The sequence below is a fragment of the Carboxydothermus hydrogenoformans Z-2901 genome, assembly GCF_000012865.1.
Lineage (GTDB): Bacteria > Bacillota > Z-2901 > Carboxydothermales > Carboxydothermaceae > Carboxydothermus > Carboxydothermus hydrogenoformans.
Window position 1 is genome coordinate 1,786,065 of record NC_007503.1, and the last position, 24,678, is coordinate 1,810,742.

Here is a 24,678-nt window from a genome sequence, read left to right on the forward strand (position 1 = left end):
ACCCAAAAGTCAAAAACTTTTGGGCAAATTTTTTCCTATACCTTTACTTTAAAGAGCGGTTGACCGTACTCCACCATTTCACCATTTTCAACTAAAATCTCTACAATCTCGCCACTTATCTCACTTTCAATTTCATTCATAAGTTTCATAGCTTCAATGATACAAAGGACATCTCCAGGCTTTATTTTCTGCCCGACCTCCACAAAAGGCGGCGCTCCAGGAGCGGGTGCTCGGTAGAAAGTACCTACCATAGGTGAAGTTATCAACGAAAAATTACCCTCGTTTTTTTCTTCTACTTTTTCTTTGCTCTCAACTCCTTTTGCCTCCGTTACCGGGGCCTGCGGTAACATAGTTACCGTTCCTTCGCTCGACCCCTGGCCTTTTTTTATGGCAATTTTCGTACCTTCACTTTCAATAATCAGTTCCGAAATATTTGTTTCGTTTAATAAGAGTATTAATTCCCGTACTTCCTTTAAATTCAAATTTTGCTCCTCCTTCCTCAATTCCTTAGTCTTTTGCTTTACTTCCTTATTATTCACCACCGGTGTTAATTTTCCCTGCTCCCGCTCTTCAAAAAACTTGCGGGCAATTTGGGGGAATAAAGCATAAGACAAAAGATCTTCTTCCGACCGGGCTAAATCTTTTATCTCTTCTTTTATTTTTTCCATTCTCGGTTCTAACAAGTCAGCAGGTCGGCACTCCACCGGCTTTAGGTCCCCAAGTATCTTGGCTTTAATTTCCGGGTCAATAGGAGCTGGCGGCCTTCCATACAATCCCTGCACATACGAGCGAACTTCTCCCGGAATTAATTTATACCGCTCCCCGGTTAAAACATTTAACACCGCCTGAGTCCCTACAATTTGACTGGTAGGAGTAACCAAGGGAGGATAACCAAGCTCCGCCCGGACCCGCGGTATTTCTTCCAGAACTTCTTCCAGGCGGTGCAACGCCTTTTGCTCTTCTAACTGGCTAATTAAATTGGTAATCATCCCACCCGGCACCTGGTGTTCAAAAACCCGCATATCGGAAATGCGGGTAACCCCCCGTTCATAGCCTAACCGTTTACGCAAATCTTCAAAATAACGGGCAATCTCAAAAAGCTCGTGAATATTAAGTCCGGTATCATAAGGGGTATCCGCCAGGGCTCTCACCACCGTTTCCACCGGCGGCTGGGAAGCACCGAACGCCAGAGGTACGCTGGCGGTATCCACCACATCCACCCCTGCTTCAATGGCTTTTAAGTAAGCCCCAACGGCAAGACCCCCGATGTAATGGCTGTGAAATTGCAGGGGTACCCCTAACTCTCTCTTTAAAGCCGCCACCAATTCATAAGCTTGGTAGGGGGTACATAACCCCGCCATATCTTTTATGCAAATGGAATCGGCACCCATTTCCACCAAACGTTTGGCAGTTTCAACATAATGCTCCAAAGTATGCACCGGGCTAACAGTATAAACTACCGCCGCCTGCACATGAGCCCCGGCGGCTTTTGCGGCTTTAATCGGGACTTCCATATTGCGAATATCATTTAAAGCGTCAAAAATTCTTATAATATCTATGCCATTTTCCACAGCTTTAAAAACAAAACGTTCTACCACATCATCGGGATAATGCTGGTAACCAACTAACGATTGACCCCGTAAAAGCATTTGTAAAGGGGTATTTTTAACAATTTTTTTAATTGCTCTTAAGCGCTCCCAGGGATCTTCTTTTAAATAGCGCAGGCAAACATCAAAAGTAGCTCCGCCCCACACTTCCAGGGAATGATAACCCACCCGGTCAAGTTTTTCTAAGATGGGAAGCATGTGTTCGGTCCGCATCCTGGTGGCCCAAAGGCTCTGGTGACCATCTCTTAAGGTTGTATCGGTAATTTTTACTCTGCGCCTCATCTCTCTCACCCCTGAATATAAAAAAAAGAGGTACTCGCACCTCTTTTTTTGCTTTTACACGGTTATTATATAAAAACTTATAAATTCACGAAACTCTTTGGAAATAAGTATACAAGTATACTTATTTAAAGATTACCAGCACCTTACCGGGAGGATAATTTAAATTTTGGGCCACAAAATCTCTTATTTCCAGGCGGATTTTATCATCTTCCTCTTTTTTCATCACTACTACCGCCTGGGTATCCTGAAGATAGGCAACCACATCGGTATCATAACGGGCTTTTAAGGTTTCCTCCAAAAAACTTTCTTTTTCCTTAAAATCCAAAATTTTTAAAATTCTTTCCTCCGCCGCCTGGCGATTGGTCCCAAGCTCCTTTAAGCTTTCTATTAAGTAAGAACGATTTTTTTCCCGCATTAATCTGAACTCCCCGAGATTTTTGGCCGTCGTTAACGAGCTATCAACTACAGTGTTTGGTTTTGTACTTGTTATACTTTCCTCTGGCCTTGGAACAGTTACAACTAAAGCAAGAACCAACGCTAAAAAAATCCCAAGGCCAACCAGCCATTGCTTTTTAATGACGTACAACCCCGCTCCCCCCTTCCAGTACTTCAATTTTATGAAGCGGTACCGCCAGGGCACTGGCAACCGCCTGGACAATTTTTTCTTTTAGTGCTGGATTTCCTGCTCCCTCGGCCACTACAACAACTCCACCCACTACCGGTGTTTCTTCGGTTAACAACACCGGGCTTTCCTGCCCTTCCCGGTCTTTTATTAATACCACTTCTTTTTGGTCGGTGTTTTCGTTGATACTCCGATTAATTCCCGATTTTTCCGATTCATTGGTAATTTTTTGCCCGGCATTACGGTTTAAAGCATACTCTTTTGCTGAACTGCGTAAAAGCTTAACTTCAACCGCTACTTCCCCAACTCCGGCAATTTTTCCTAAAATACCCTCAAGACGTTCGGCAAGTTCTTTCTCCTGGCGGCTAATTTCCGATTCAATCTGAGCACTGCTTTTTGGTAACTCCGGGGTTGTGGTTTTACTCTTCGGGCTATCCCCCCACGCCAGAAATACCAAACCAATTATCGCAAGGCTTACAAAGAAAACAAGTTTGTCCCGTTCCATCTCTTTAAAAAATTCCCAAAACTTCATTGACCCACCTCCAATGCTTTAAAATTTATGTTTTTTTCTATACCAAAAAATGCTTTTAAAACTTCCGCAAAACGCATTTCTTCCCCCTCCTCCAGCGGCTTTTTTAAGTAAACCGTAACTCCCTCCACCTGTCCCTCTCCAAGCTTAACCTCCACGTCTTTTACTTTGCCCCCGTTTAAGTTTAAAAGGGCTTTTACCTGAGCTTCCAGGGTCTTCTCCGCCTCTGACCTGGCATTTTCCAACAGGCTTCCCTGACTCACCGCTACTGTTTTACTTTGACTTTCCGGTAAAAAAACCGCCAAATTCCAGTTTGCATGCAAAAGCTCCATCAGTGATGTTAGCATGGCCATAATTAGTAAAAGGCCAATCATTGCCCGAGTAAAGTTCCGAATTTGTCCAAGAGGCAGGAGCAGTTCTAAAAAAGTAAAAAGGAGAAGTAAAAAAATTATTTCCCGGGCAAGTTTAATTAAACTTTCCATTTTATCACCCCTATACGGGTTTACCGGCGGAAATCAACACCGCAAAAAGGAAAAATAAAAATAAGCTTAAAATTGCTAAAACGCCAAAGATTAAAAGGAGGGCATTACCCATTCCGGTTAAAGTCTTAACGTAGTTTTCTTCTCCAAGGGGCTCTAAAACAGCTCCGGCAAATTTATATAAACCTCCTAAAACCAGTATTTTAACCGCTGGAGCGGTAACCACCCCGAACAAAATCACAATGCCCAAGGCATTTAGCGCATTTTTTAACAGATAAACAGTTCCGGCAACGGCTTCTACGGCATCGGTTAAAACTTTTCCCACTACCGGTACAAAAGTTCCGGTAGCAAACCTTGCGGTCTTTAAGATAAAATTATCGGCAACCCCTCCGGCAACGGTTTCTAAAGCCCCAACCCCTAAAAGTAAACTTAACATTAGACCAACTAACCCGATACTTAACTGCTGGGCAAACTTTATTAATTTATCCAGGGAAAATCGGTCGCTTATTCCGGCAGCAATCTCCACTAAAATACTGAGATAAAGCAGGGGAAAAACTAAGTTTTTAATGACGCTCCCCAATATCCCAATTACCCCAAATAAAGTCGGAGAAAGCAAGGCAGAAGTAGTCACGGCTCCAGCTGCCGCAATCAAGCCAAGACTTGCCGGCAGTAAAGATAGAGCCACCCCAACCATTCCTTCCACCGCATCCCTGCCAATCTTTAACGCCAGGGTAAAACTCTGCAGGGCTAAAAGCATAAAAGCCAGGTAGCACGCCGCTTGGGAAATCTGCGCTATGCTTCCGGAAGAAAAGCTATTTTCCAACTGCCGTAATAGGGAAAGGATAATAGCTAAAATAAACAGCTTTAGGAGAATTTTTATATTTCCCCGGATTTCAGCTAAAAGGGTTCCCTTCAGGTTCTCCCATATTTCGGCAAACGATATTTCCTTCTCTCCCCGAAAAATTGCCAATACTTCTCTTTTAAGATCCACTTGCGGAACGACTTTTCTTAATTCCTGTTCAGCAGAATTTAAAATTTTCTCCGCCTCAACTGGCAGGCTTACTTCGTTGGCAAATACCGGGACCACTCCATTGAGGATAAGGAAAATTAAGGTAAAAACAAAAATACTGAGTTTTTTCATGGTTTTCATCCTACTCGGGCAGTAGTTTTAATAAAGTTTCTAAAACCGCCATAAGGATGGGAATTGCCAAAATAATGACCAAAATTTTGGCTGCCAGCTCGATTTTTTGAGCAATTGCCCCTTCTCCCGCATCCCTACAGATTTGGGCACCAAACTCCGCAAGATACGATATGCCAATTATTTTAAAAATAATCCCCAAATATAAACTGTTAAGACCAGCTCGCTCCCCTAAACCGGTAAACACTTCCACAACTGCCGCAATTTTATCCATTAAAAGTAAAAATACCACTACTCCAGCGGTTAAGCTTAATAAAACTGCTATTTCCGGACGCTCCTTTTTAACAATCAAGGCCAAAGTAGTAGCTATTAAACCAAGGCCCACCACCGTTCCAATCTCCATAAGGACCTCCTAAAACAGCTTAAACACGGTTTTAATTTCCGTAAAAAGTTCCGCCAGTATTTGAATCACCCAAAATAGTACTATGGATATCCCTGCCAAGGTGGCCATGTACGCTTGTTCTTCTTTGCCCGCATGTTTTAAAACCGTATGAATAACCGCGGTTAAGATGCCAACTCCTGCAATTTTAAAAATAATCTCAATGCTCGCCATTATAACCCTCCTTTAAAAAAACAGCAAAACCAAAAACGCTCCCACAAGCACTCCCAAGTAATTAACAAGTTTGACATTTTTCTCGGCTTCCTGCCGGCTTTCGGCCAAAACAAGTTTTAACTGTTCGCAGGTATAATTTAAGAGATTTTCCTGCTCCCGCAAATCCGATATTCCAATTTTTTCAGCAAACGCTAAGAGTATTTCCTGTTCACGCTTTAATAGAGCCGTTTGGGAAAACCCTTCCGCAAGAGCTTTTTTTAGTCCCTGATTAACCGGCAAGGTCCTATCCTTAATCTCAAAAAGCTTGGCCACCGTTCCTTCTTCGGAATTAGCCATTTTTGCAAAAATTTCCGGTAAAGGTGTAGCTTTATAACGAATTTCGGTTTTTAAGAAGTTTAAGAGGTTAATTAACCTTTCTAAATTCCTAACCCTCTGCAAGTACCGGTTACCAAGGTAAAATCCCAAAGCACCGGTTCCAGTAACGGTTAGACACGCTCCCAAAAGCTTAAGGTACATTCTAACCCCTCCCAAAGATAACTTTTCCCTGACCATCTAACACCGCTTCCACCGTCCCCGGTCCTTCTCGCCGGCTTAAAATTACGTATCTTTCAAAAATCTCCAATTTCAAAAAGGGTAAAAACCGGGGCCGCTTTTTTAAATCATCCATATCCCGGGCATGAGCCGATGTAAATACCGCTACACCGGCATTGGCCACTTCTATCAGTGCTCCCACGTCTTCTTCCCGCCCGATTTCATCGGTAACAATTAGCTTTGGAGCCATGGAGCGTAAAAGTATGATCATTCCCTGGGCTTTAGGACAGCCATCTAAAACATCGGCCCGGATACCAACATCCAACTGCGGTTCTCCTTTATAACATGCGGCAATTTCCGAACGCTCGTCCACAATTCCCACCGGAATCCCCGGAATTCCGATCTGGGCAGAGCCGTTGGCAAAAATTCTTGCTAAATCCCTGAGCATGGTTGTTTTCCCGCTGCGGGGTGGAGACAAAATTAAGGTATTGACCGGCTCGCCGTTTTTGTTAATAAGATATGGTACTATTTTTTCTGCCACTCCCTTTATCTCCCGCGCTATCCGGATATTGATGCTACAGACGTTTTTTATATGGCGCACCTTCCCATCCTCCAATACCGCCTGACCGGTAAAACCAATACGATGTCCCCCTCTTATTGTTATGTATCCCTGTTTTAATTCTTCTTCCAAGGCATAATAAGATGAGGCCGTAATTAATTGAAATAGTGCCAAAAACTCCTCCTCCGCCAGACATACCCCGTTGTCCTGTTCAAAAGTGTATTCCCCACGCCCATTGATAAATACTTCTTCCTCTCCAAAGATTAGGCTTAAAGGCCGGTTTTTCCTGACTCTAATTTCTTCCAGGGGAAGATCAACGACTCCCTCTAAAACCTTTCTTAAGGTCGGGGTTAAAATCTCAAAAACTTCCCGCATTCTTCCCCTCCTTCCTTTTTTTGTATATAAAATATTAGACAAGTTAGTGTTTTATGCTATAATTTAGTTAATAAAACTTGAGGGGGATTTTTATGGAGCAAGCCCAATTCACGCAGGAAGTTTTAAAAGCCCTGAGTAATCTAAACAGTCACCTGCAACGGATTGACCAAAGTCTCTTTGACCTAAATACTAAAGTAACAAACATCGAGCAAAGACTGGATAGAGTTGAACAAAGACTGGAAAATGTTGAACAAAGACTGGAAAATGTTGAACAAAGACTGGATAGAGTCGAACAAAGACTGGACAGCGTAGAAAAGAGATTGGACAAAGTTGAAGAAAGATTGGACAAAGTTGAACAAAGATTGGATAGAGTTGAACAAAGATTGGATAAAGTTGAAGAAAGATTGGACAAAGTTGAACTAAGGCTTGACCATTTAGAAGGTGAGGTTATTAGTCTTAAAGTTCGGGTAGAAACTCTGGAAAATCGCTTTGATTCACTGGAAAAAAGGACAAGCTCTTTAGAAGAAAACCAAAACATCATTGCTAAAAACGTTTTATATCTTACCGAAAAAATGCCGGAGCTTTTCCGTGAAGTTGCAGGGATCGCCGCAAAGCAACAGGAAATTCTTGAAAACCAAAGTAAATTTGCAGAATTTGCCAGGACCTACTCTCTGAAAACCGACTTTTTGGCCCACCGCTTACAGGAATTAGAAAAAGAATTTTGGGTACTTAAAACCGGCTACAAACCCGAGGTAAATTTTTAAGGCGGGATTGCTCCCGCCTTAAATTACATCATCGTAATTTTGTTGATTTAAAGCCTGTTCTCTCCTATTTTCAATAAACTCACTTACCAGCACCAGGGCCCCGCAGTTAGGACAGGTAATCTCATAATTATCGTCCGCTTCCAAAAGCTCCCTTTCAAAATAAACCCGTTCTCCGCATTCGGGACAGGTGACATAGGTAAACTCTTCGTCATCATCGTAAACTGCATCTTCTAATTCATATAAATCATCGTCCACCGTTTCTACGTACTCTTCAAGCCGTTCCTGGTCGTCTCTTAAGCTCCTTACTTCTTCCGTAAGGTCAGCGATTAAATCAATTATTTCCGTAATTATTTCCCCTTCTTTACCCTTTTCCTTTAAATTAATGCCTTCTGCAAGTCCCTGCAAGTAGCTTACCCTGCCGACAATGTCATCCACAAAAATCCCTCCCGGAAAATAATTTCTTTTTTATTATTTCCGGGAGAGCAAATTTTACTCCACCGTCACGCTTTTTGCTAAGTTGCGCGGTTTATCAACATCGTTACCCCTTAAAACTGCCATATGGTACGCCAAAAGCTGCAAAGGCACCACCGCTAAGATGGGAGCTAAAAGCTCCGGTACCCGGGGTAGATATATTTGCTCATCGGTAACTTTAGCTATTTCCTTTTTGCCTGCAAAAGCTATTCCAAGAATGGTAGCTTCCCGGGCATTTACTTCTTTAATGTTAGAAAGCATCTTTTCAAATAGAGCTTCCTGGGTAGCCAGAGCTATTACCGGTACGTCTTTGACAATTAAAGCTAAAGTCCCGTGCTTTAACTCACCGGCAGCATAAGCTTCGGCATGAATGTAAGATATTTCTTTTAACTTTAACTGTCCTTCCAAGCTTACCGCAAAATCAAGACCCCTGCCGATAAAGAAGGCATCCTCTTTATTTAAATGCTTTTTGGCAAACTCAATAACTTTATCTTCTGCTTCAAGAACTTCCTGCACTTTCTGGGGAATTTCTTTAAGCCCGAAGACCATTTCTTTATAAAGTTTTTCGTCAATGGTGCCTTTTACTCTTCCCAGATAAAGAGCAAAAAGGTACATCACGAGAAGCTGGGTAGTGTACGCCTTGGTCGAAGCCACCGCAATCTCCGGACCTGCCCAGGTATAAATCACGTCATCGGCCTCCCGGGATACGGAGCTTCCTACCACGTTAGTTACCGCTAAAACCCGGGCTCCCCGCTTTTTTGCTTCCCTTAGCGCTGCTAACGTATCGGCTGTTTCCCCCGACTGGCTGATTACCACCAAGAGGTCATTTCGCCCAATTAAAGGATCCCGGTAGCGAAACTCCGAAGCCACATCCACTTCAACCGGAATCCGCACCAATTTTTCCAAAAGATACTTCCCTACAAGTCCCGCATGATAAGCGGTCCCGCAGGCAGAAATAAAAATACGGTTTAAGCTTTTATAAAATTCAAGGTTTTCCTCAATTTCCGGCAGCTTTACTTCTAAGTTTTCGGCATCTAACCTACCGGCTAAAGTATCCCTTAAGGCTTTGGGCTGTTCAAAAATTTCCTTTTGCATGAAATGGGCGTAACCGCCTTTTTCCGCTTCTTCGGCATTCCAGGTTACTTCATAGATTTCTTTGGCCACCGGATTTCCACCCATGTCGTAGACTTTCACTGTGTTAGCGGTTAATTCAGCAATTTCGCCATCCTGAAGGATATAGGTCTTTCGAGTATGGTTCAAAATGGCCGGAATGTCTGACGCAAGAAAATTTTCGCCATCCCCTAAACCCACAATTAAAGGGCTATCTTTTCTTACCGCCACTATCCTGCCCGGTTCCTCTAAAGCCAGGAAAGCTGCCGCATATGAACCGTGTAATCTTTTCTGAAGCTTTATTACCGCCTCTAAAAGGTCACCCGCATAATACTTTTCCAAAAGGTGAGCTAATACTTCCGTATCGGTTTCCGAGCGAAAAGTATGTCCCTCAGCCATTAATTCTTCTTTTAAATCCAGGTAATTTTCGATAATCCCGTTATGCACCACGGCAAATTTGCCGGTACAGTCCAAGTGCGGGTGGGCATTTTCATCCGACGGTTTACCGTGAGTTGCCCAGCGGGTATGACCGATACCGGTAGTGGCATTTAAAATAACCCCGGAAAGCTTTTCTTCTAAATTGGCAATTTTTCCCACAGACTTGGTAATCTTGATATGGCTATCTTCGATAACGGCTATACCTGCCGAATCATAACCCCTGTACTCCAATTTTTTAAGGCCACTGATTAAAATCGGTGCTGCAGGTTTAGGTCCAATATAGCCAACAATTCCGCACATGTTTGTTTCCCCCAATCAATAATAGTTTATTATTTTCAGTTTTTAGTTTTTTCAAAAGGCAAAAAAGCAATAAAATACCCTCCCCACAATAATAGTGGTAGGTGATTAGCGTTAGGCAGTCAGTAAAAGTATATTTTTACCAGCCTTCATTACCCTGCCAAATATTGTGGGTTTAACTCTTAGAGTATAAAATTTGTAACATACAAGCAGATTTTCCCATTCTTGAGGTCGGTGAAAAAGAGCCAAAAAAATTTTTTACAGACAACTGACCACCGACTACCAACCACTGTTAATGTATGGTCGACTTCAGTCAACTAAAAGATTTCTACAGCTAAAACCGCCACAATTTATCGGTGGTTAGTGGTAAGAAGTCAGAAAGTAACTAAAGATTTTACCCACCACAGACGACCAACCACCGACCACTTTTATTCGCCCGGCGCCCTTTGTCCCGAAGATTGCTCTTCGGTTTTGTCCGACGCCTTTAACGGCCGCGAAAAGCCGGGAGGCATCCGCCGATACCTCGATAAACCTCCACCTCGTCAACCCCAAAAGGGGTCCCGGCGCTTTAAGGTAATAAATGCCTATAATTTTTCGATAACCGCTATAATCTCATCCACCACCTCCTCGGTAAGTTTTGCATCAGCTCCTTCCGCCATAACCCGAATTAGTGGCTCGGTTCCCGAAGGTCGAACCAAAATCCTTCCTTCCCCGAGCTTTTTTTCACCCCGGGCAATGGCTTTGGCAAGTTCCTCTGATGCCATAATCTTTTCTTTATCCAAAACCCGCACGTTTTTTAAGACCTGCGGGAATTTGGGCATTTCCTGAGCAAGTTCCGATAGCTTTTTCCCTTCAGCCACTATTACCTGCATTAGCTGTAAAGCGGTAATAATTCCATCACCGGTGGTATTATGGTCTAAAAGGATAATGTGCCCGGACTGTTCGCCACCGATAATCGCTCCATTTTTTAACATTTCTTCTAAAACGTACCTATCACCAACTTTCGTCTCTAAAACTTCAATACCCTCCCGGGCAAAAGCTTTTTTCAACCCCAAATTGCTCATTACCGTTACCACTATCCGGTTATTTTTTAATAAACCCTTTTTCTTTAAGTACTTACCAATAATCACCATAATCTGATCGCCGTCAACTAAATTCCCCTTTTCATCCACCGCCAGCACCCGGTCAGCATCACCATCATGGGCAAGACCCAGATGGGCCCCTTCCTCCACCACCGCCCGCATTAAAGCTTCCGGGTGGGTCGAACCGCAGTTAGCATTAATATTGGTACCATCGGGAGTGTTGAAAATAGGAATAACCTCCGCCCCAAGTTCTTCATAAATTTTGGGAGCAACGTATGAAGCAGCTCCGTTGGCACAATCCACCACTACCCTAAGGCCGCTAAAGGGAAGTTCTACCGTATTTTTAGCAAAAGATTTATAAAGTAATACCGCATCGGAAATTTCCCGTACCCTGCCTATTTCTGCACCAATTGGCCGGATGGGTATTTCCTTTTCTCCTAAAACATACTTTTCAATTTCTTCTTCCACTTCATCGGGAAGTTTAAAACCCGAACCGCTAAAGAATTTAATACCGTTATCTTCCATGGGATTGTGCGAAGCAGAAATTACTGCCCCGGCAGTAGCTTTTAATTCCCGGGTTAAATAAGCAATAGCCGGGGTAGGCATAACCCCAACTCTTAAAACATTAAGGCCAACGGAAAGAATTCCGGCAGCCAAGGCTGTTTCCAACATGTCTCCGGAAATGCGGGTGTCCTTCCCTACCACTATTCCCTGTCCATTATATTTTTTCTTTAACACATAGGCTGCAGCTCTACCGAGTTTATAAGCCAGTTCGGGAGTTAAATCGCGGTTAGCAACACCCCGCACCCCATCGGTACCAAAAAGCTTACCCATTATCCTTCCTCCTTTGTCAGGTATTTTATAACCGCTTCCGCCGCTCTTATCCCGTCTACTGCAGCACTTACTATTCCGCCGGCATAGCCGGCTCCTTCTCCGGCAGGAAAAAGTCCCAAAAAACCTAAAGCCATCCCCTTTTCGTCCCGCGTAATCCGCACAGGTGAAGAAGTTCGAGTTTCCGGCCCCGTTAATATTCCTTTTTCAATAAAGCCCGGTATTTTCCGATTAAAATCCATCAGGCCTTCTTTTAGCATTTGATTTACGTATTCGGGAAAGAGATCGTTTAAATCGGAAGCTACAACTCCCGGTTTATAAGTAGCATTGGCTACTTCTTCAAAACTACTTATTTTCCCCGAGAGAAAATCCACAGCCCGTTGCGCCGGCGCATGGTAGTTTTCGCCGCCAATTTTATAGGCTTTTTGCTCAATCTTCCTTTGGAATTTAACTCCACCCAAAGGCCCTTCGTAAAAATCCTCGGGATTTACCGATACCGCCAGGGCGCTGTTGGCAAATTTCCCGTTCCGGCGGTAATAGCTCATTCCGTTAGTAACCACACCGCCTTCCTCAGAGGAAGCTCCAACCACCACCCCGCCAGGACACATACAGAAGCTAAAAGTAGCCCGCCCCATTTCCTTGTTTTTATAGACAAGCTGGTACTCGGCAGCCCCTAACTTGGGATGCCCGGCATACCGGCCATATTGAGCTTTATCAATTAGGGTTTGCGGATGTTCAATTCTTAGTCCTATAGCAAAAGGCTTAGGCTCTATCATAATACCTGCATTTAATAACATGGAAAAACTGTCCCGGGCCGAATGGCCTATGGCTAAAACTACCGCCGCTGCCCGGCACTCTTCCCGGCCGTTTACTACAACACCTACAACTTTCCCTTTTTCCACCAATAATCCCGTGACTTTAGCCGAAAAGCGAACCATCCCACCTAATTGGATTATTTCCTTCCTTAAATTAACTACAACCTCCCGCAGGCGGTCGGTACCTATATGAGGTTTGGCAAGATAAAAAATCTCTTCGGGAGCTCCGGCAGCCAAAAGCCATTTATAGACTAAAGCAATCCTCCGGTCGTGGGTGCGGGTAGTAAGTTTGCCATCGGAAAAAGTCCCCGCTCCGCCTTCCCCAAACTGCACATTGGACTCGGGATTAAGGTTCCCGTTTTGCCAGAACTCCCGCACATCCTCTACCCGTTCGGCTACAGGCTTCCCTCTTTCCAGCAGTAAAACCGGAAAGCCAGCTTTTGCTAAAGACAAAGCCGCAAAAAGGCCTGCCGGACCTGCCCCCACCACCACTACCGGTTGGTTTAAAGCTACATTTAGCTTATGAAAATCTTCCACTTCCGGTTCCGGTAGGGACACATATTGGTCCTCTAAGAGTCTTTTCGCCTTTTCCTGAGAAATAGCAAGATCCACCAAAACCGTATACACAAAAAAAAGCCGCTCTTTTCTACGAGCATCAACGGCTTTTTTAATTATTTTCAGGGATATTACCTTATCTTCCCTCAAACCGTATTTTCGGCACAGTTCGGTTTTTAATTTTGCTTCATCGTCTTCGATTCTTAACCTTAAATTACTTATTTTAAAAAGCATTATCGTCACCTTTTAGGTTGCCAATATCAATGAAATTATAGATATTTTATTTTTTCTTGTCAATTTCAATGTATACTTCGACCCTATCAGTGCTATAATATACTCCATCTTCCCGAATAAGGGAAACTGTAACCTTTTTGCTTTTTCTGGCCCCATTTATATTAATTTCTTCCGTAAATACCGTATCCTGCAAAACCCCCGATGGAATCCAGCCGGAAACCTGTATCTTGGGGGGAGTTATTTTCGTCCGTACAATTTGGTACCCCGGAGCCGGTTTGCCGGTAATTACCGGCGTTACTTTAACTTCTTTCTTGTAAAACTGAACAAAATTATTTTTTTCGTTTGCTACGTAAAACCATAAGAGAACCGCCAAAAATACCGATGTTACTTTTAAAATTAAATTTTCCCGCAAGTTTTAAAACCTCCATTTTTTTGCGCTTTCCCGGTAAAATAAAAGATTTTCAATAAGTTTTCGTTGAAGTTCATCGCGGCTTAAATACCGGTAAAGTTTCCCCTCCACCGCCAAGGAGATTACTCCCGTTTCTTCCGATACAATTAACACCACTGCATCGGTCTCTTCGGAAAGGCCCAATCCAGCCCGGTGACGGGTACCGAGATTTTTTAAAGAAAAATCATTATGGGACAACGGTAAAAAACATGCAGCAGCGGCTATCCGGCCATTACGAATAATCACCGCCCCATCATGAAGAGGTGACTTAGGAATAAAGATATTAATTAAAAGCTCCGCCGAAAGTTCGGCATCTATCCTGATTCCCGTTTCTATGTATTCATTTAAACCGGTATTTTTCTCCACCACGATAAGTGCCCCGATTTTTTGTTCGGAAAGCTTTAACGCGGCACCGGTTAATATTTCAATATTATGCCTTAACTGCTTTTCATCGGTTTCGGTAAGGGTAGTTTTAAAAAGAGAGCCCCGGCCAAGCTGTTCTAAAGCCCGGCGCAGTTCCGGTTGAAAAACAATGGGCAGGGCCACCGCTAAAAAAGTCATTGACTGTTTCAAAAGCCAGCTTACAGTGTTTAACCCCAAGGCTTTTGCTAAAGCGTTCGCTAAAAGTAAAATCACAACCCCTTTTAACAGGGATTCGGCCCGACTTCCCCGAATTAAAACCAAAAGTTTGTAAATAACAAAGGAAACTATAGCAATATCTAACAGAGTTGTCAAAAAATAAGGAATAACCTCTTTTATGCCCATAAAACTTCTCCCTGTATTTTGCTACTACATACGTTATTTTAACATTTTTCTCCTAAAAAAGTAAGAAAACCGGCATAAAATTTAATGCCGGTTTAATCAAGATTCATTTTTGCGAACAAGATTTTCTGAAACGGTAAGATTCTCATTTAATAACCCTAAATAATTTAAACCGTGAATAATTAAGCTCAAGATCACACCTACTACTGCAGCTAAAGCCATGCCTTTTATTTCAACCGTTCCTAAAGTTACTTTAGCTCCACTCACTCCTACAATAAAAACTACTGCCGATAAAACCAAATTGACATTTTTTCCATAATCAACCATTTGCTCAATTAGCATCCGAATACCTGAAACAGCTATAACTCCAAACAGTAAAAGACTTATTCCGCCCATCACCGGCCGGGGAATGGTTTGGATTGCTGCAGCAAGTTTACCAATTAACGAGAGGATAATAGCTAATACTGCAGCCCCTCTAATTACCCATACCGAATAAACCCTGGTAATAGCCATTACCCCAATGTTTTCGCCATAGGTAGTGTTGGGAGGAGAACCGGTAAAACCGGAAATTACGTTAGTTACACCATCGGCAAAAAGGGATAAATGAAGACCCGGTTTTTTCACCAGATCCCGCTCCACGATATTTCCAGTAACTATTAAATGACCAATATGTTCTGCCAATACTACAAGAGCTGCCGGCGCCATGACTATTATGGCATTTAAATTAAACTGAGGTGTACTAAAGGTTGGTATTTTAAACCAGGGAGCTTTAGCCACCAGTGAAAAATCTACCATCCCCTGAGTCCAGGCAAAAAAATATCCGGCTATAATGGCAATTAAAACCGGAATAATCTGCAAAAAACCCCGGAAAACTACTGACCCAATTATTGCAACCAAAAGGGTAAACATGGAAACCATGACTACTTTAGGATTCATTGTCCAATTTTGTCCGCTGGGAGCAATTCCCGCCATTTGGGCCGCTACCGGTGCTAACTCCAGACCAATTACCGCAACTACGGCCCCCATCACCGGAGGTGGTAACACTATATCAATCCATTTGGTACCTGCTATGTAAATAATTCCGGAAACCACAATGAAGAATAAACCAAAAAAGATAAAACCAGACTGGGCAACAGGATAACCCCATTTAGACATGATAAGTAAGGTAGGAGCAATGAAGGCAAAGCTGGAACCAAGATAAGCAGGAATTCCACCCCGGGTAATATAGGTGTAAAGCAATGTTCCAATACCGTTCATTAATAAAGCAATTGCTGGATCAATTTTAAACAGGAGCGGTACTAAAACCGTCGCCCCAAACATTGCCATAAGATGTTGGAAACTAAGCGGCAACGTTTCCAACAGAGGTAGCTTTTCTTCTACCTGGATTATTCGTCTTGCCATCTTTTCACCCTTTCCAAAAAAATTAATTTTTTTTATTCTATCATACTACTTAAAATTGTAACAATAATCGCCAAAATTTTCAGGTTTCAAGTTAAAAGTTCTAAATAAACCTCAAGACTTCCTCCGCAGATCATCCCCTCTTCTCCCGCTAAAAAGTCTGTTAATTGGCTTTTTACCAAAGCATACTTTTTTTGCGGATTATCAAAAAGAGTTAGGGCTTCCCTTTTTACTTCCGCTTCCACGCACCCGCCCCCGATGGAGCCGATGGTAGTACCATCTCGCAAAACCAACATGCGGGCTCCGGGTTTTCTTGGAGTTGAACCATGGGTTGCAATTATCGTGGCCAACACCCCGGGTTGTTCCTCAAGGATTTTATTTATTTCCCGTAAAAACTCATAATTCAAGGTCTCCATATCAAACCTCCGAGAGTTTACGATGTTTTGGAGTTTTATGGTAATAAACTGCCTGTATTTCAGCAATGATAGCCAAGGCTACTTCAGCCGGTTCCTTTCCTCCAAGATCTAAGCCAATAGGAGCGTAAATCTTTTTTAAATCTTCCTCAGTAAAGCCTTTTTCTTTTAAAGCTTTAAACACAGCTTTTACTTTAGTCCTGCTACCAATCATTCCAAGATAGGCCAGGTTATAAGGTAAAAACTGCTCCACGCAGGTAAGGTCATGCTGGTGCCCCCGGGTAACTACTACCACTGCTAAATTTTCCGCAGGTTTAACATGTTCTAAAACCCGTTCAAAACTATCGCATACGTACTCATCGGCCCCCGGAATATTTTGCCTTGTGGCAAAGGTTGGACGGTCATCGTAAAGGGTGATATGAAAGCCCAGTTCCCGGGCAAAAGTAACCAAAGGTCGAGCTACATGACCTGCTCCAAGGACAAGAAGCTTTCTTTGCGGAATAATAGGTTCAACAAAAATTTGTTCCTTCGTTAAATATACCGGTTCGTTAATTCCTCCAGTGTAATATTTTTTAAGCTCCAACGCTTTATCGGAAGTGGCAAAAAGAAGTTCTCCGTTTTCAGCTAAAAGAAGCTTATCTTCGGAAAATAAACGGGAGATCAGAAAACATTTTTTCCCTTTAGCTAAATTTTCTGCTATTACTTTAAACAACATAGTAACTCCTCTTTTGTGAACTTTTATAATTTAGAGTTCTTTACCTAATATATTAAACCATCGGCACATTCTGAAAAAGATACTTTTTTATAAACAATAAGTTTTTAAATTATCAAACATTTACAAAGGGTTTATTATGTTTTAAGATGAATTTATGGTGACAATTACGGCTTGTGATTCACTAAAAGGGGGAGAAGGAAATGGGTCAATCGCTAATTGCCCTTACCATCTTTTTGGGGACCTATGCCTTAATTATTTCCGAAAAGCTTCACCGGGCCATTGCCGCACTTTTAGGCGGTACTTTATTAATTATTCTTGGAATTGTCTCTCAAGAAAAAGCAATCCACCACATCGACTGGAATACCCTGGGTCTCTTAATTGGCATGATGATTATTGTCGGCATTACCAAAAAAACAGGAGTCTTTCAGTACCTGGCGGTAAAAGCGGTTAAATGGGCCAAAGGGGAGCCAGTTTATATTTTAATAGCTCTGGCTACCGTTACCGCCTTTTTATCGGCATTTTTAGATAACGTTACAACAGTTTTACTGATTGTTCCGGTAACCTTCAATATAACTGACCGGCTGGGGATAAATCCTATTCCCTTTCTTATTTCCCAGGTGTTAGCCAGTAACATCGGCGGTACCGCCACTTTAATCGGTGACCCGCCCAACATTATGATTGGCAGCCAAACTCACTTGGACTTTTTAGATTTTCTTAAGAATTTAACTCCAGTCGTAGCAATAATCCATATTGCAACTATGTTTCTTTTTTATTTAATTTATCGTAAAGATTTTAATGTGTCAGCAGAATTAAAAAAGAAGTTACTTGATTTAAATGAAATTGACGAAATTAAAGATTTTGCCCTCTTAAAGAAAAGCCTTTTTGTCTTAGGCCTCGTCATTCTTGGCTTTATTTTGCACGGTACACTTGGTTTAGAATCGGCCACCATCGCCTTATTTGGTGCAGCGCTTTTATTAACCATCACCCGGGACGAGCCGGAGGAAGTGCTTTTAACCGTGGAATGGCCTTCCATCTTTTTTTTCCTGGGTTTATTTATCGTGGTAGGAGGCCTTGTGGAAACGGGAGTTATCGACCGGGTAGCCCGCTGGAGCCTGGAAGCCACCAAAGGTAATTTCACTTTAACCGGGATGTTAATTCTCTGGCTTTCGGCCATAGCTTCGGCATTTGTCGATAACATCCCCTTTGTGGCCACGATGATTCCGTTAATTCAGAAGATGGGTGCTTTAGCCGGCATGACACCACAGGCTTTGGAGCCGCTGTGGTGGGCCTTATCTTTAGGCGCCTGCCTGGGCGGCAACGGTACGATAATTGGCGCTTCAGCTAACGTGATTGTGGCGGGTTTAGCTGAGAAAAACGGCTATCCGATTTCGTTTATGGGTTTTATGAAAATAGCCTTTCCTTTAATGCTGGTTTCGATAGTGATTTCCATGGGCTATCTTCTCCTGTTTTATTTTTAAAACCATTTAAGCCGCGCTTTTGCGCGGCTTTTGTATTAAATTTGATACTTTTCTTTAATAAATGGTAAGATAAAAAATAAAAAGCCCGGAGGTGTCTAATGTTTATTGCAATTGCTGTTTTCTTAGTTAGTTACTTATTTATCATTACCGAAAAAATAAACCGAACTGCCATCGCCCTTTTAGGCGGAACCGTGATTTTAATTACCGGCACCTTAACCCAGGAAGAAGCAATCCACTACATCGACTGGAATACTTTAGGCCTTCTCTTAGGCATGATGATTATCGTCGATCTGACCAAGCACTCCGGATTATTCGAGTATTTAGCCCTAAAAGCGGTTCATCTCACCCGGGCCAATCCTATAGCGCTTCTAATTGTTCTGGGTTTAATCACCGCTTTTTTATCGGCAATTTTAGATAATGTAACTACGGTTTTACTGATTGTGCCGGTAGCCTTAACCATAACCCGGGCCCTTAATATTTCTCCTTACCCGTTTTTAATTAACCAAATTTTAATGAGCAATATCGGCGGAACGGCAACGTTAATTGGGGACCCTCCCAATATTATGATCGGAAGCCAAACCCATCTTGGCTTTATTGATTTCTTAATTAACCTTAGCCCGGTTGTTTTGGTAATACTTATAGTAACTTCTACTATTTTTTACTTTTTGTTTAGAAAAAGTTTTGCGGTGGACGATAAATTAAAACAAAATCTTTTAGCTTTAGATCCTAAAGACAAAATTACCGATTATCTTTTATTAAAAAAGAGTTTAATTATCATTGCCCTTACAATTTTAGGTTTTAGTCTTCATCAACTATTTCACTTAGAATCGGCTACCGTCGCCCTTTTTATGGCCATGGTTTTTCTGGCAATTTCCGGTAAGGATATTGAACACGTCCTTTTAGGGGTAGAATGGCCCACTATCTTTTTCTTTTTAGGGCTTTTTATCATGGTTGGAGCTTTAGAAGAAACCGGAGTTATCCATAAAATTGCTGTCTGGGGATTAGAATTAACCAAGGGAAATGTTTATTTAACCGGAGTGTTTATCCTCTGGGTTTCAGCCATAGCTTCAGCGTTTATCGATAATATTCCTTTTGTCGCCACCATGATACCTTTAATCAAAACCATGGGTAATCTTGCGGCTTTTTCCCCGGAAGTAATGGAAAGCTTCTGGTGGTCTTTAGCCTTAGGAGCCTGTCTTGGCGGTAACGGTACGATTATCGGTGCTTCGGCCAACGTTATTGTTGCCGGAATTGCCGAAAAAGAAGGTTATCCTATAAGTTATGGAAGGTATTTTGTTTACGGTTTCCCTCTGATGCTATTATCAATAATAATCTCCATGGTTTATCTAACTTTGTTTTATTTTATGTAAGGGAGAGGTTTTATGAAAGAAAAATATACCGGTTGTCTTCTTGGCTTTTATTTGGGGGATGCCTTGGGAGTTACTTTAGAAAATATGGAAGAAAAAGAAATTAGAAACAAATACGGCGTCTTTCAGGACATAGCCGGCGGCGGCCCTTTTAACCTCCCTCCCGGAGAAGGATCCGATGAAACCACAATTTTAACTAAAACCGCCGAAGCAATCTTGCAAGATCCGGAAAATCCTTTTCCTTACTTATTGGAAGAACTGCAAAAAGAAATTTCCAAACGTCCCGAATTATACGGTATTGCTACCAGAACCTCCCTGGAAGCTTACGGCATCTTTGGTGCTGATTTGGAAAAAATTGAAAATTATTTAATTAGCAAACTGGGAGAAAGGCTTTGTGGAAACGGCAGTTTACCTCGTATAATACCTACAGCCCTTTTTTATGGTGACGATGAAATTTACCGGCAATATGCTTTAATCCTGTCAAGACTTACCCATCCCCATCCTGTGACCGATTATCTGGCAGTTTTTTGCGGCTTTTTTCTAAAAGAGCTTTTACAAACTAAAAACCGTTTAAAAGCATATGAAGAAGCCCTAAAAAAATCAGACTTTTATCTAAAAAGAGAAACTCTGGCTCAAGCCAGAGCTTCCCGGGAGAGATTATACCGTTTATCATATCTAAACGCCTGTGACTTAAAAACCGGGGGTTTTGTCACAGATACCGTCGAAGCAGCGGTCTACATTTTCCTTGCCGAAGATAATCCCCTGGACATAATCGTTAAATCCGCCAACTTAGGCGGCGATGCCGACAGTCGTGCCGCCCTTGCCGGTGCCCTGGCCGGTATTTATTACGGCCGGGCGAAACTCCCGGAAGAGTTATTAAAAAAGCTTACCCAACCTTCTCATCTTGAACAGTTAGGGGAACTCCTTTGGGTAAAAAAATGGTAAAGGTCGTACCCGCGCCCGGAGTACTATCGACTAAAATACTGCCCCCATTTTCCTGAATTAATTTCTGGCAGATGGCAAGTCCTATACCGTTGCCATCCTTTTTAGAGGTAAAGAAGAGGTTGAAAATTTGATTTAAGTACTGAGGTGGGATACCTATTCCGGTATCTTGCACCTCAATTTTTATTTTATCCCCGTACTCCGCGGCTTTAATTTTTATTTCCCCTTTATCTTGGATAGCATCAATTGCATTTAGTAAAAGGTTCATAAAAACATGCCTTAACTGCATGGGATCAGCATAAACCGCAAAACCCAAGTTTTCTTTAAATACTGTTATTTGTTTGGCAATAAACTGCGGTTCTAATAAATTCAATAAAGGAGCAATTACTTCTTCTAAAACAACTATCTCTTTTTTCGAGTTTTGCGGGCGCGCGTAATTAAGTAAATCATTAATTAATTTTTGTACGTTGTCCAATTCATTTTTTAATATATTAATAACTTCTTCCCGGAAAGCAGGGTCATTTGCCTTAAGCGGCAACAGCTCTAAATAGCTTTTTACCGTAAAAAGAGGATTTTTTATTTCGTGAACAAAACCCGCTACCAGCTGACCAACGGTTATTAATTTATCCCGGTTGATCATTAACTCAAGGCTCTTTTTTTCTTCGGTCACATCTCTAAAGTTAATTAATACCGCCCTAATTGAAGGAATGCTTATAAAGTTTATGCTTAAAAATTTTGTCTGTCCCTCTACAACCACCCGATATTCATTAAGGGAACAGGTCTGTCCCCGGTAGGCTCGCTCCAAAAAAGGCTCAGGAAAATAATCTTTAAGCGGTGTAAAAGAAAAATGTTTTCCTTCCAGCTGTTTATCGGTAATTCCTAAAATCCTTAAGGCGCTGTTGTTTATTCTTTTTATTATACGATTTTCATCCAAAGTTATAATACCGTTTAATTCATGTTCTAACATTTTGTCCATTAAATCTTTTTGAGCGGCCAGCTCACGGTAAGCTAAATTTAACTCGTAGGTAGCCCTTTCTACTTTTTGCTGTAAAAGACGGTTTAACCATAAAATAAACAGCAGGATTGTGGTAAAAATAAATATTCCCACGATAACATAAGTACGAATCCGGTTAAAATATAATCTTTTCTCGTAAGGAGATTCCCCAAACCACTTGGTTTTAAGACTATCAAGCTCTCCGGTAGTTTTTAATTTAACGATAGCTCCATTTAACTTTTTTAATAGCTCCTGGTTTTGCCCTTTTTTAACCCCCAAACCGTACCTGGTAATCGAAAGGGGTATACCCACAACTTTGATTTTATTTTCGAGATTTAGTTTTTGCAGCCAGTAAAGACCTGTATAATAATTTCCAATTACAGCATCAACTTCATTCTGTCCGAGGGCTTTAAGAGCTTGTTGCTGGTTTTCAAAATACTCCAGAGTAATATCCGGATAATCACCTATAAAGTCTAAAGCGACATCCGCCCTTTGGACACCCACCTTCAGGTTCCGTAAATCGTCAAAGCTTTTTACCACATAGTTATCGCTTCTAACAAAAATTACCTGACGGTTTTCCAGATACGCCTCGGTAAAGTCATACAACTTGGCCCGGGTTCGGGTATAATTTACCCCCAAAAGGACATCGGCCTTACCATCTTCAACCATTTTCCGGGCTTCAGCCCAGGGTAAAAGCTTAATTTCTATGTCAATTCCTGCCTTGCGGGCAACTGCAACAATTAAATCAACATCAAACCCCGCAGGATTATTGTTACCATCAAGATAGCATAAAGGGGGATAATCGTTATCACCAACAACGATAACCTTCTCTCGAGCTAATGCCGGGTTAGCTGCTAATACTAAAAAAGATGCGATAAATAGTATAATACCAAAAATCACCCTAACGCCTTTTTTCGACAAAATTCCCACCTCAAGCGAGTAATATTCGACAAAAGTTGTAACAATTCCTTTTAATCTTAAATAAAAAAAAATAACTATAAAGGATTTTTTTATAAAAAAGCGAATAACAAAGTAGGGGGAATATTTCGAATTTTTACAACTTTAAGGAGGGGGTTTGATGAAACCTCAAGACTTAACTAAAGAGCAGGCCTTAAAGCTTTTAGAGGATTTTGCCAAGAGATGGCTAGCTCACGATGGCCTTTGGTTTTTGGAGATGGAAAAAAATTTTGGTCTGGAAAAAGCCATCGAGCTCGATGAAGCTGCCTGGGCCCAGTTTACAGTCATCGAGGCCAAACGAATTAAAGATTTTTTAAAACTTCCGCAAAACGGAGGCCTTGCAGCTTTAGAAGTTGCCCTTCGTTTTCGTCTGTATGGCTTTTTAAACCAGCAGGAAATCTCCAGAGAAGGCAACAAATTAATTTACAAGATGAAAACCTGTCGGGTCCAGGAGCACGCAAGCGTAAAAATCTTCCAGACTTTCCCTGTAAGCCGGTGGGGATAACCGAATATTCCGGGTTTGCTCAAACCATTGATTCCCGGATTAAAACCCGGTGCCTGGCCTGCCCGCCGGACGAGCATCCAGACGATTTTTACTGCGCCTGGGAATTTTGGGTTGAAGATTAATTTTTTTGGCCTTTATTTTTGTTGCCAGTAATCATTTTTACGTAAGTTTCATACCAGAATAAACCCTTTAATAAATCTTTTTTCATAACATTATCACCTCCGTTTTAATATTTTAATAATGGAAAAGATTAATTCAAGACTTCATCCGGTATTTTTACATTTCTCTAACATACTTAATATAAACTTTACAAGAGATATGCAAATTTCTTGCAAAAGAAAACCGGGCCTTTCTGTGCCCGGTTATTCTTCTCTTATTCCCACTTCTCCCAGGTGTCTTGCCAGCACCGAGTAATTTAAAGTACCTGCAAATTTAAATACATCGTCAAAGTACACCAGGGGCAAAGGGTATTCTCTCATTTTTTCCTTTACTTCTTGAGGTAATTCTCCTTCAACGTCTACAAACTGGATGCTTACTCTGCCACCGAAGCGGCGTTCCAGGCTTGGCTTTAAAAACTTTACCAACTCTTCCTGAGTTGGAAGCGTTCCTCAACTGTAGCACTCCCGTTTCCGTGTTCCGTAAACAATAATTTTCATATTTACTCACTCCCCGCAAAATCCCTTCCAAGAGATAAGAGCCTAATATTGAACAAGCGAGATTACCTTTTTCCCGGTAAGTTTTTTCCGCCCTTCGAGAGCTAAAAGTTCAATTACAAACAAAAGGGCTTCTACCTTGGCTCCTAATCGTTCACAAAGCTCCACGGTAGCTTTCATCGTACCGCCGGTAGCTAAGACGTCATCAACAATTACCACTCGATCCCCCGGTTTTAACGCATCGGTATGAATTTCCAGAGTATTGTTTCCGTACTCCAAATCATAGGAAACACTAATACTTTCCCGGGGCAACTTTCCTTCCTTGCGCACCGGTACAAAACCAAGTCCCAGCTTATAAGCTAAAGGAGCCCCAAACATAAATCCCCGGGACTCAATCGCTACCACGTGGGTAGGCCTTAAATCTACTACCTTTTCGGCCAATAATTCTACGGTTCGGCGAAAAGTTTCGGGATTTTGCAGCAATGGAGTAATATCCCGAAAGATAATCCCCGGACTTGGAAAATCCGGAATATCATAAATGTATTTTTTCAGGTCCATACTTTACCTCCGTCAAAGTTAAATTAAAGTAATACCTCTTGTATATTAGGATATCTTTAGTTGTTTTACAAGATAGTTTTCGCCTTTTTTAAATAAAAACCAATGTATACATTTTCACAATTTTTGCAAATAAAAAAGGATTTTACCATCTTATGT

At 41.8% G+C, this 24,678-nt stretch carries 25 protein-coding genes and 1 pseudogene; 5 read left to right on the plus strand and 21 right to left on the minus strand.

From position 1 onward, the window contains the following. Window positions 1-35 precede the first annotated feature (35 nt). The 9 genes from oadA to spoIIIAA form a co-directional block, all read right to left on the minus strand. Window positions 36-1,889, minus strand: coding sequence for a sodium-extruding oxaloacetate decarboxylase subunit alpha (gene oadA, locus CHY_RS09305; protein ID WP_011344891.1), 1,854 nt, complete (start codon window positions 1,887-1,889; stop codon window positions 36-38). Window positions 1,890-2,010: 121 nt separating this feature from the next. Continuing rightward, the gene (locus CHY_RS09310) at window positions 2,011-2,475 is read right to left on the minus strand and encodes a SpoIIIAH-like family protein (RefSeq protein ID WP_041537741.1); all 465 of its coding nucleotides are present in this window, start codon (window positions 2,473-2,475) and stop codon (window positions 2,011-2,013) included. Beyond that, window positions 2,462-3,043: a stage III sporulation protein AG gene (gene spoIIIAG, locus CHY_RS09315; protein ID WP_011344893.1), complete on the minus strand. Its 582-nt coding sequence runs from the start codon at window positions 3,041-3,043 to the stop codon at window positions 2,462-2,464. Before spoIIIAG ends, CHY_RS09310 begins: the two co-directional genes overlap by 14 nt. Next, entirely contained in the window at window positions 3,040-3,522 is a 483-nt protein-coding gene (gene spoIIIAF, locus CHY_RS09320; protein ID WP_011344894.1) for a stage III sporulation protein AF, read from the minus strand. Before spoIIIAF ends, spoIIIAG begins: the two co-directional genes overlap by 4 nt. A gap of 10 nt (window positions 3,523-3,532) precedes the next feature. Continuing rightward, the gene (gene spoIIIAE / locus CHY_RS09325) at window positions 3,533-4,660 is read right to left on the minus strand and encodes a stage III sporulation protein AE (protein WP_011344895.1); all 1,128 of its coding nucleotides are present in this window, start codon (window positions 4,658-4,660) and stop codon (window positions 3,533-3,535) included. A gap of 10 nt (window positions 4,661-4,670) precedes the next feature. Continuing rightward, a complete protein-coding gene (gene spoIIIAD, locus CHY_RS09330; RefSeq protein WP_011344896.1) occupies window positions 4,671-5,060 on the minus strand; it encodes a stage III sporulation protein AD in 390 nt (129 codons plus the stop codon). Window positions 5,061-5,069: 9 nt separating this feature from the next. Then, entirely contained in the window at window positions 5,070-5,270 is a 201-nt protein-coding gene (spoIIIAC, locus tag CHY_RS09335) for a stage III sporulation protein AC (RefSeq protein WP_011344897.1), read from the minus strand. Window positions 5,271-5,282: 12 nt separating this feature from the next. Then, on the minus strand, window positions 5,283-5,786 hold the full coding sequence (gene spoIIIAB, locus CHY_RS09340) for a stage III sporulation protein SpoIIIAB (RefSeq protein ID WP_011344898.1): 504 nt from the start codon (window positions 5,784-5,786) through the stop codon (window positions 5,283-5,285). A 1-nt stretch (window position 5,787) separates the two neighbouring features. Next, on the minus strand, window positions 5,788-6,735 hold the full coding sequence (spoIIIAA, locus tag CHY_RS09345; RefSeq protein WP_011344899.1) for a stage III sporulation protein AA: 948 nt from the start codon (window positions 6,733-6,735) through the stop codon (window positions 5,788-5,790). Between the two features lie 92 nt (window positions 6,736-6,827). On the opposite strand from spoIIIAA, the gene CHY_RS13410 reads away from it, so the two are divergent. Continuing rightward, window positions 6,828-7,499, plus strand: coding sequence for a tropomyosin (locus CHY_RS13410; RefSeq protein WP_011344900.1), 672 nt, complete (start codon window positions 6,828-6,830; stop codon window positions 7,497-7,499). Window positions 7,500-7,517: 18 nt separating this feature from the next. Here CHY_RS13410 and CHY_RS09355 read toward each other — a convergent pair whose 3' ends face one another. From CHY_RS09355 to CHY_RS09395, 9 genes are all read right to left on the minus strand, one after another. After that, complete coding sequence (locus CHY_RS09355) at window positions 7,518-7,934, minus strand: CD1247 N-terminal domain-containing protein (protein WP_011344901.1); 417 nt, start codon at window positions 7,932-7,934, stop codon at window positions 7,518-7,520. A 54-nt stretch (window positions 7,935-7,988) separates the two neighbouring features. Continuing rightward, complete coding sequence (gene glmS / locus CHY_RS09360) at window positions 7,989-9,818, minus strand: glutamine--fructose-6-phosphate transaminase (isomerizing) (RefSeq protein ID WP_011344902.1); 1,830 nt, start codon at window positions 9,816-9,818, stop codon at window positions 7,989-7,991. A gap of 581 nt (window positions 9,819-10,399) precedes the next feature. After that, window positions 10,400-11,731, minus strand: coding sequence for a phosphoglucosamine mutase (gene glmM / locus CHY_RS09365; protein WP_011344904.1), 1,332 nt, complete (start codon window positions 11,729-11,731; stop codon window positions 10,400-10,402). Continuing rightward, window positions 11,731-13,332 (minus strand): NAD(P)/FAD-dependent oxidoreductase, encoded by a 1,602-nt coding sequence (locus CHY_RS09370; RefSeq protein WP_011344905.1) that lies wholly within the window; start codon window positions 13,330-13,332, stop codon window positions 11,731-11,733. The genes glmM and CHY_RS09370 overlap by 1 nt, the downstream gene beginning before the upstream one ends. Window positions 13,333-13,378: 46 nt before the next feature. After that, entirely contained in the window at window positions 13,379-13,744 is a 366-nt protein-coding gene (locus tag CHY_RS09375; RefSeq protein WP_011344906.1) for a CdaR family protein, read from the minus strand. Window positions 13,745-13,747: 3 nt separating this feature from the next. After that, complete coding sequence (cdaA, locus tag CHY_RS09380) at window positions 13,748-14,545, minus strand: diadenylate cyclase CdaA (RefSeq protein WP_011344907.1); 798 nt, start codon at window positions 14,543-14,545, stop codon at window positions 13,748-13,750. Window positions 14,546-14,641: 96 nt separating this feature from the next. Then, window positions 14,642-15,943: a uracil permease gene (gene uraA / locus CHY_RS09385; protein ID WP_011344908.1), complete on the minus strand. Its 1,302-nt coding sequence runs from the start codon at window positions 15,941-15,943 to the stop codon at window positions 14,642-14,644. Between the two features lie 86 nt (window positions 15,944-16,029). Next, window positions 16,030-16,356, minus strand: coding sequence for an XdhC family protein (locus tag CHY_RS09390; protein WP_049752096.1), 327 nt, complete (start codon window positions 16,354-16,356; stop codon window positions 16,030-16,032). Between the two features lies 1 nt (window position 16,357). Further along, entirely contained in the window at window positions 16,358-17,068 is a 711-nt protein-coding gene (locus CHY_RS09395) for an XdhC family protein (protein WP_011344910.1), read from the minus strand. 200 nt (window positions 17,069-17,268) lie between these two features. Between CHY_RS09395 and CHY_RS09400 the strand changes: the two genes are divergently transcribed. From CHY_RS09400 to CHY_RS09410, 3 genes are all read left to right on the plus strand, one after another. Further along, window positions 17,269-18,546, plus strand: a complete 1,278-nt coding sequence (locus CHY_RS09400) for an SLC13 family permease (RefSeq protein ID WP_011344911.1) — start codon at window positions 17,269-17,271, stop codon at window positions 18,544-18,546. 98 nt (window positions 18,547-18,644) lie between these two features. Continuing rightward, window positions 18,645-19,916, plus strand: a complete 1,272-nt coding sequence (locus CHY_RS09405; protein WP_011344912.1) for an SLC13 family permease — start codon at window positions 18,645-18,647, stop codon at window positions 19,914-19,916. A 12-nt stretch (window positions 19,917-19,928) separates the two neighbouring features. Continuing rightward, window positions 19,929-20,858, plus strand: a complete 930-nt coding sequence (locus tag CHY_RS09410; protein ID WP_011344913.1) for an ADP-ribosylglycohydrolase family protein — start codon at window positions 19,929-19,931, stop codon at window positions 20,856-20,858. Here CHY_RS09410 and CHY_RS09415 read toward each other — a convergent pair. After that, on the minus strand, window positions 20,800-22,770 hold the full coding sequence (locus tag CHY_RS09415; protein ID WP_011344914.1) for a transporter substrate-binding domain-containing protein: 1,971 nt from the start codon (window positions 22,768-22,770) through the stop codon (window positions 20,800-20,802). The two genes, CHY_RS09410 and CHY_RS09415, sit on opposite strands and share 59 nt — an antisense overlap. A 157-nt stretch (window positions 22,771-22,927) precedes the next feature. Between CHY_RS09415 and CHY_RS09420 the strand changes: the two are divergent. Beyond that, window positions 22,928-23,433 (plus strand): annotated as a pseudogene (locus CHY_RS09420) (DUF6125 family protein). A gap of 240 nt (window positions 23,434-23,673) precedes the next feature. On the opposite strand, the gene CHY_RS09425 reads toward CHY_RS09420, so the two are convergent. Then, a complete protein-coding gene (locus tag CHY_RS09425) occupies window positions 23,674-23,895 on the minus strand; it encodes a hypothetical protein (RefSeq protein WP_011344918.1) in 222 nt (73 codons plus the stop codon). Window positions 23,896-24,009: 114 nt separating this feature from the next. Beyond that, the gene (locus CHY_RS09430) at window positions 24,010-24,522 is read right to left on the minus strand and encodes an adenine phosphoribosyltransferase (RefSeq protein WP_011344919.1); all 513 of its coding nucleotides are present in this window, start codon (window positions 24,520-24,522) and stop codon (window positions 24,010-24,012) included. Between the last annotated feature and the right edge of the window lie 156 nt (window positions 24,523-24,678).

Bases quoted from the DNA above. Each gene is read 5' to 3' on its own strand.
- oadA (WP_011344891.1), bottom strand. From the start codon at position 1,889: ATGAGGCGCAGAGTAAAAATTACCGATACAACCTTAAGAGATGGTCAC.
- spoIIIAF (WP_011344894.1), bottom strand. From the start codon at position 3,522: ATGGAAAGTTTAATTAAACTTGCCCGGGAAATAATTTTTTTACTTCTC.
- CHY_RS09390 (WP_049752096.1), bottom strand. From the start codon at position 16,356: ATGGAGACCTTGAATTATGAGTTTTTACGGGAAATAAATAAAATCCTT.
- CHY_RS09370 (WP_011344905.1), bottom strand. From the start codon at position 13,332: ATGCTTTTTAAAATAAGTAATTTAAGGTTAAGAATCGAAGACGATGAA.
- CHY_RS09400 (WP_011344911.1), top strand. From the start codon at position 17,269: ATGGGTCAATCGCTAATTGCCCTTACCATCTTTTTGGGGACCTATGCC.
- spoIIIAB (WP_011344898.1), bottom strand. From the start codon at position 5,786: ATGTACCTTAAGCTTTTGGGAGCGTGTCTAACCGTTACTGGAACCGGT.
- spoIIIAE (WP_011344895.1), bottom strand. From the start codon at position 4,660: ATGAAAAAACTCAGTATTTTTGTTTTTACCTTAATTTTCCTTATCCTC.
- spoIIIAG (WP_011344893.1), bottom strand. From the start codon at position 3,043: ATGAAGTTTTGGGAATTTTTTAAAGAGATGGAACGGGACAAACTTGTT.
- CHY_RS09430 (WP_011344919.1), bottom strand. From the start codon at position 24,522: ATGGACCTGAAAAAATACATTTATGATATTCCGGATTTTCCAAGTCCG.
- uraA (WP_011344908.1), bottom strand. From the start codon at position 15,943: ATGGCAAGACGAATAATCCAGGTAGAAGAAAAGCTACCTCTGTTGGAA.
- spoIIIAA (WP_011344899.1), bottom strand. From the start codon at position 6,735: ATGCGGGAAGTTTTTGAGATTTTAACCCCGACCTTAAGAAAGGTTTTA.
- glmM (WP_011344904.1), bottom strand. From the start codon at position 11,731: ATGGGTAAGCTTTTTGGTACCGATGGGGTGCGGGGTGTTGCTAACCGC.
- cdaA (WP_011344907.1), bottom strand. From the start codon at position 14,545: ATGGGCATAAAAGAGGTTATTCCTTATTTTTTGACAACTCTGTTAGAT.
- spoIIIAC (WP_011344897.1), bottom strand. From the start codon at position 5,270: ATGGCGAGCATTGAGATTATTTTTAAAATTGCAGGAGTTGGCATCTTA.
- CHY_RS09410 (WP_011344913.1), top strand. From the start codon at position 19,929: ATGAAAGAAAAATATACCGGTTGTCTTCTTGGCTTTTATTTGGGGGAT.
- glmS (WP_011344902.1), bottom strand. From the start codon at position 9,818: ATGTGCGGAATTGTTGGCTATATTGGACCTAAACCTGCAGCACCGATT.
- CHY_RS13410 (WP_011344900.1), top strand. From the start codon at position 6,828: ATGGAGCAAGCCCAATTCACGCAGGAAGTTTTAAAAGCCCTGAGTAAT.
- spoIIIAD (WP_011344896.1), bottom strand. From the start codon at position 5,060: ATGGAGATTGGAACGGTGGTGGGCCTTGGTTTAATAGCTACTACTTTG.
- CHY_RS09395 (WP_011344910.1), bottom strand. From the start codon at position 17,068: ATGTTGTTTAAAGTAATAGCAGAAAATTTAGCTAAAGGGAAAAAATGT.
- CHY_RS09405 (WP_011344912.1), top strand. From the start codon at position 18,645: ATGTTTATTGCAATTGCTGTTTTCTTAGTTAGTTACTTATTTATCATT.